General features: G+C 58.5%; 3 protein-coding genes. All 3 read left to right on the forward strand.

Annotated elements, in window-relative coordinates; translation table 11 throughout:
- Positions 1-307: 307 nt before the first annotated feature.
- The 3 genes from JOD69_RS18760 (at position 308) to polA (ending at position 6046) form a co-directional block, all read left to right on the forward strand.
- On the forward strand, positions 308-1129 hold the full coding sequence (locus tag JOD69_RS18760) for a GGDEF domain-containing protein (RefSeq protein WP_168183830.1): 822 nt from the start codon (positions 308-310) through the stop codon (positions 1127-1129).
- Positions 1130-1183: 54 nt separating this feature from the next.
- Complete coding sequence (locus tag JOD69_RS18765) at positions 1184-2857, forward strand: serine/threonine-protein kinase (RefSeq protein WP_210024154.1); 1674 nt, start codon at positions 1184-1186, stop codon at positions 2855-2857.
- A gap of 474 nt (positions 2858-3331) precedes the next feature.
- A complete protein-coding gene (gene polA / locus JOD69_RS18770) occupies positions 3332-6046 on the forward strand; it encodes a DNA polymerase I (RefSeq protein ID WP_086134322.1) in 2715 nt (904 codons plus the stop codon).
- Positions 6047-6510: the final 464 nt, after the last annotated feature.

Raw genomic sequence — 6510 nt, forward strand, 5'->3', positions numbered from 1 at the left:
TTCATAACGCTCCGGCTAAAATCCAACTGGGAACACCGGTATCGGTCATCAATCGCGGGCGCCGATCCGAATGGATTGGGTATTTTCACATTTGGCTTTCGGACGGGCAAGCCGAGGCCCCACCAACGTTACCCGCCCGATCCGCCGATAAACTCCTATCCTTTAAAAAATGCCGACGCAAAAGTCCGCTATCTTCCCGGGAGAAAATATGGGAAACGAGACATCGCCAGATGAAACAACGAGGCCATCCGCCACACAATGGTCCGAAAGAAAAAGCGGCCGAAACGAGTTGGTGGCTTGCCTGATCATGATTAGAGGTCCCCATGTGGGGAAACGGATCGTTCTGAATAAAGACGAAATGGTCATCGGCCGATCCAAAAGCGCAGACGCCCAAATCGACGAGAGTTCCGTATCCCGGAAACATGCTGTCATCAGAAAGCGGGGATCGGAATTCATCATCGAGGACCAAAACAGCAAGAACGGAACTCTCGTCAATATGGAAAAACAGATGCTATGCGTCTTACGCGACCAGGATCTGATCACTTTCGGAAACACCCTTTTCAAATTCATCGCCAACAATAGTCTGGAACTCGCTTACCACGAGGAATTGCACAAGCTCGCAATGCTCGATCCCGTGCTGCAGATCCTCAATAAAAAATTCTTTCTGGACTATCTCGAACAAAAATGCAGTTACAGCCAGTTATTTCCGACGAAATTCGCCATCATTCTGTTCGATATCGATCACTTCAAGCGCATCAACGATACCTATGGTCACCAGACCGGTGACCTGGTCCTGCTGCACGTCGCCAACACAGTGAAAACCCATCTGCGAAACAGCGATATTTTCAGCCGCTACGGGGGTGAGGAATTTGCCATCGTCCTGCCGGATAGCGATGCCGAGCAAGCAGAATTCACGGCCGAGAAGTTAAGGTACGCGGTCGAAACCGCCGCCATCGTCCAGGATGAAGAAGAAATCAAGGTTACCATCAGCTTGGGCGCCGCCTCCTTCGGACCGGCCGAGGCGGCAACCTGCTCTTCCCGGAACCTGATAGAACGTGCGGACAGCGCGCTATACCAGGCCAAAAATGCGGGCAGAAACCGGACGGTTGTCTTTCGCGGCCGTGGGTAAACGCATAAATCCCGTGTTTTTGCCAAAAATCCACCGTCCATAGTCGGCAAACACATGGCTGTCGACAATTTCGGCAACTTATGCATGGGCTGCATGCAGGACAAGGGCGAATCCGCGGTTTGCCCCGCCTGCGGGTATCGGCCGGATCATCGGCGCAGCCCTTTCGCACTGCCTTATCAGGCCGTCCTGAACAACAAATTCCTCGTCGGACGCATCCTGGGCAAACCCGGCGGTTTCGGCGTGACCTATCTCGCCTGGGACTTGGTGCTGCACACCACGGTGGCGATCAAGGAATATTTGCCCCGCGACCTGGTGGCACGGGAGGCCAACAGCCTGACGGTTACGCCACACACGCTCGATGGCAGCGAGGAATTCGCCTATGGACTGGAACAGTTTCTGCGGGAGGCAAGAACCCTGTGCAAGTTCAGCCATCCCAACGTGGTGCGGGTCAGGGAGTTTTTTCAGCAGAACAACACCGCCTATCTGGTGATGGACTACTACGAAGGCATTTCTCTCGAAGAATATCTCAAGCGCAATGGCGGCAAGCTCGACGAGGCCACGGCAACAGCCCTAATGCTTCCCGTTTTGGACGGCTTGAAGGAAGTCCATGAAAAAGGCTTTCTCCACCGGGATATCAAGCCTTCCAACATCTATCTGACGAAAGGCGGAACTCCCATCCTGCTCGATTTCGGCGCCGCCCGACTCGCCCTGCACGGGCAAAGAAGCCGGACGCTCTCCGTGATGCTGACGCCGGGCTTCGCTCCTTTCGAGCAATATCTCGAAAAGCACGAATTCGCCCCTGCCGCCGACATCTACGCCATCGGCGCCACGCTTTATTATCTGGTGACCGGCGTAAAGCCGCAGGAGGCGATCAGCCGGTACAAAAAGGATGAAATGGTGCCTCCGCATCAGCGGATTCCATCCATAACGACCCGCTTCAGCCAAGCCGTCATGATGGCCTTGGCCGTCGATCCGGAACGGCGCCCTCAGACCATCCCGGAACTTCGGGCAATGCTCATGCCTCCCGTACCAGCCAATGGCCCCGGACAGTCCGGATCGACCGCGGTTCCGCGAAAGCCAATGCCGCCATCGTCGGGTCGTACCCGTCTGAACTGCCCTCACTGCAAGACGGCAACATCCGTTCCGATGGATGCGAATCCGAGCCATTACCGCTGTGCAAAGTGCGGCAGAAATCTCGGACTGCTCAAGCGCAGTCGTTCTGTTCCCGCCTGGCTGTGGGTGCTGTTCGGAACGGCTCTGCTGGTTTGGGGTCTCGTCATTTTCGGGCCGGTAGACCTGTCCCGACGACTGGAGAACCCTCCCGCGACAAGCGAGAAACCCGTCATCGCCCCGGCGGAAAAACCCGCGGCAGTTCCATTGTCTCCGCCCTCGTGGAAAGAACCCGTCCCGCCCCCACCACCTCCAAGGGAAGAGCCCGCTGTTATTCCGGCGCCGCCGCCGTTTCCGCCGGAAAGGGCGCCCGAAGCCTGGGGACCGGAGAACAGGCAACCGGGACAGCCCGAATTCGTACACCGTTTCGATCATCCTCCCTACCCGCCGCCTCGCCATGCCATCGAGGCCTGTCTAGGCAGGACGGCGGGAATGGCCTGTAATCTCCATCCTCCGGGCAGGCCACCGGCACGGGGACGCTGTGAACAGGTTCACGCCTATTTCGCCTGTGTGCCCGAGGGACACCCGCCCCCGCCACCTTTCGGACCGCCGCGATAACGAAACTCGGCCATAGGTGGCGAAGCGCTATTGGGAGCGGATTGCAGCGAGAACATCGGTGCGAACACTCAAAACCTGGCTTGCCGATAGCCAAGAAAGTAAAACCAAAAGCTCTCTCTGAGGGTGTCGCAAAAGATGTTACTCCTTCTCCCCTCCGGGAGAAGGTTGGGATGAGGGGATCAAAAGAATCAATACCTTTTAATCTCCCCTCACCCAACCCTCTCCCGCTGGAGAGGGCTTTTGCCACCCTCATCCGAGGAGAGCGAAGCGAGGGGGCGAAGCCGTTACGGTGGGGGCGATCCGAATAGGGCTTTGCTTTCTTTATGCGCAAAACGGGATGGGAGAACTCGTGAGCCGGCAACCCTTCGCCGACAGCCCGCTTTTTTCACGCACACTAAACTGCCCGCCCCATGCCGGTAACCATCATCGGACTGTTAAAATGATTTTTCCGTCCCGCCCTAGTCCATAAGAAACATGTCCGAACCAGCCGAAAAAAAACTTGTCCTCGTCGACGGTTCATCGTTCCTGTACCGCGCGTTTCACGCTCTGCCGCCCTTGAACAACTCTCGGGGCGAACCGACCGGCGCGGTTCTGGGCGTTGCCAATATGCTGCGCAAGCTCATCGGAGAGTATGAGACTTGCCATATCGGCGTCGTGTTCGACGCGCCCGGAAAGACCTTCCGCGACGATCTTTTCGAGCACTACAAGGCCCATAGGCCGCCGATGCCGGACGAACTCAGGGCGCAGATTCAGCCGCTGCACGCCATTATCCGGGCACTGGGCCTGCCCTTGCTGATCGAATCCGGCGTGGAAGCGGACGACGTCATCGGCACACTCACGATGAAGGCGGTCGAACAGGGGTTTTCGGTCGTCATTTCCACCGGCGACAAGGACATGGCGCAACTGGTCAACGACCGGGTGATGCTCGAGAACACCATGTTCGACAGCCGCCTGGATGTCGCGGGCGTAAAAGCCAAGTTCGGCGTGCCGCCCGAGTGCATCGTCGATTATCTGGCACTGGTGGGCGACACCTCGGACAATATTCCCGGCATTCCCAAGGTGGGACCGAAAACGGCGTCAAAATGGCTGAATGAATACGGCTCGCTGGACGGCATTCTCGCCCATGCCGACGAGATCGGCGGCAAGGTCGGCGAGAGTCTTCGCGCCAGTCTCGATCAAATTCCCTTGTCGCGCCAGTTGGCCACCATCAAGTGCGACGTGGATCTGCCGATCGGACCGGACGATTTGAAACGAACCGAACCGGATCAAGCCGCCCTTCGGGAGCTTCTGGTCCAGCTCGAATTCAATTCCTGGCTCCGGCAACTGGATGCTTCGAACACTGCCGAAAACCCAGCCGCCCCTGTCGAGCAAACCTCAACCAAGGGTAACTACGAAACGATCCTGACCGAGGATGAACTGGAGCGCTGGCTGAAAAAGCTGGAGGCCGCGGAATATTTCGCTTTCGACACCGAAACCACGAGCCTCGACTACAGCCGCGCGGAAGTCGTGGGACTGTCGTTCGCGGTGGAACCGGGCGAAGCGGCCTACGTCCCGGTCGCTCACGATTATCCCGGCGCACCGGCGCAGCTCAGCCGCGATTACGTTCTGGAAAAACTCCGGCCTTTGCTGGAAGACCGGAACCGCCCGAAGCTCGGACAAAATCTCAAATACGATACCAATGTCCTTGCGAATCACGGCCTCGCGCTGACCGGCATCCGCCACGACACCATGCTCGAATCCTATGTGCTCAACAGTACGGCCACCCGGCACGACATGGATTCCCTGGCCCAACTCTATCTCAATCATCGGACCATCCACTACGAAGACGTGGCGGGAAAAGGCGCGAAACAGATTCCCTTCCAGCAGGTCGGCATCGAAAGCGCCACCGAATACGCGGCGGAAGACGCCGACATCACCCTGCGGCTTCACCACCATCTTTGGCCGAAGCTCGAGGCGGAAGATTCGCTCAAATCGCTATACGAAACCGTCGAAATTCCGCTGGTGCCGGTCCTGTCCCGCATGGAATGCACCGGCGTGCTGGTGGACGTGTACAAGCTGGCCCAGCAAAGCCGCGAGCTCGAAAAGCGCATGCTGGAGATCGAACAGGACGCCTGCAAGGCGGCGGGATGCCAGTTCAACCTGGGATCGCCCAAGCAGATCCAGACCATCCTGTACGACAAGCTGAACATCCCGGTAGTCAAGAAAACGCCGACCGGACAGCCGTCCACCGACGAATCGGTGTTACAGGAATTGGCGGAAAGTTATGAGCTGCCGCGACTGATCCTGGACTACCGCTCCATGAGCAAGCTCAAGTCGACCTACACCGACAAGCTCGCGGAGCAAATCAACCCCCGCACCGGCCGCGTTCATACCTCCTATCACCAGGCCGTGGCCGCCACCGGCCGCCTGTCGTCCTCCGACCCCAACCTGCAGAACATCCCGGTGCGCACCGAGGAAGGCCGCCGCATCCGCCAGGCGTTCATCGCACCGCCCGGCCGCAAGATCCTCGCGGCGGACTATTCGCAGATCGAGCTCAGGATCATGGCGCATATTTCGGGCGATCCCAGCCTGCGCGCCGCCTTCCACGACAATACCGACGTCCATCGCTTCACCGCCGCAGAAGTATTCGGCGTGCCGCCGGAACAGGTCACGCCCGACCAGCGCCGTTCCGCCAAGGCGATCAATTTCGGCCTCATCTACGGCATGTCCGCCTTTGGCCTGGGGAAACAGCTCGGCATCCCCACCAGCATGGCACAGCGCTACGTCGACCTTTATTTCGCCCGCTATCCCGACGTCAAAGGCTACATGGAAACGACCCGCGACACGGCGCGGGAGAAAGGCTACGTGGAAACCCTGTTCGGCCGGCGGCTATACATCCCCGAGATCCAATCCCGCAACGCCCAGCGCCGCCAATACGCCGAACGCACCGCCATCAACGCCCCGATGCAGGGTACCGCGGCGGACATCATCAAGCGCGCGATGATCGCCGTGGACGCCTGGATTCAGGAATCCCGCGCTCCGGTATGCATGATCATGCAGGTACACGACGAATTGGTGTTCGAAGTGGCGGAGGATTATGTCGACGAAGCCGCCCGCGAAATCGGCAACCGCATGTGCCGCGCGGCGCAGCTTGCGGTGCCTTTGGTCGTGGATGTGGGGATCGGGGCTAATTGGGATGAGGCGCATTGAATGCGTTAAGGAAGATCTGAAAATCCTTGTCCACTGGACAAAACCATTGACCCCGGCCGAAAGTACCGGCGCCGGGCATCCGGCGTTGGCAACCGCATGTGCCGCGCGATGGACCTAGCGGTGCCCTTGGTCGTGGATGTGGAGATCGGGTCGAATTGAAGATACCGTCTTGGAAATCAAGAGGCAAGCCGCGGGCCGAGCGGCGCAATGTCGCGAAAGGAATCGCGACCTACAGCGGCACGGTCGTAGGTCGGCAATCCTTTGCCGACGAAAGGGTTGGTAGCCACACCAGTTCAGAAAGAGCTCAACTTAGTCCGGCCAAAGGACTCGATTCAGCACATGGGTATAAATCATGGTCGTGCTCACGTCCTTAGAGCGTTTTCCATCCCGGTGTACGGATTCGTGCCAGGAGGGGAGAACGTAGGTCGGCAATCCCTTGCCGACAAAGCCCTTCGCCGAGCCGA

The organism is Methylocaldum sp. RMAD-M, assembly GCF_017832375.1.
Taxonomy (GTDB): domain Bacteria; phylum Pseudomonadota; class Gammaproteobacteria; order Methylococcales; family Methylococcaceae; genus Methylocaldum.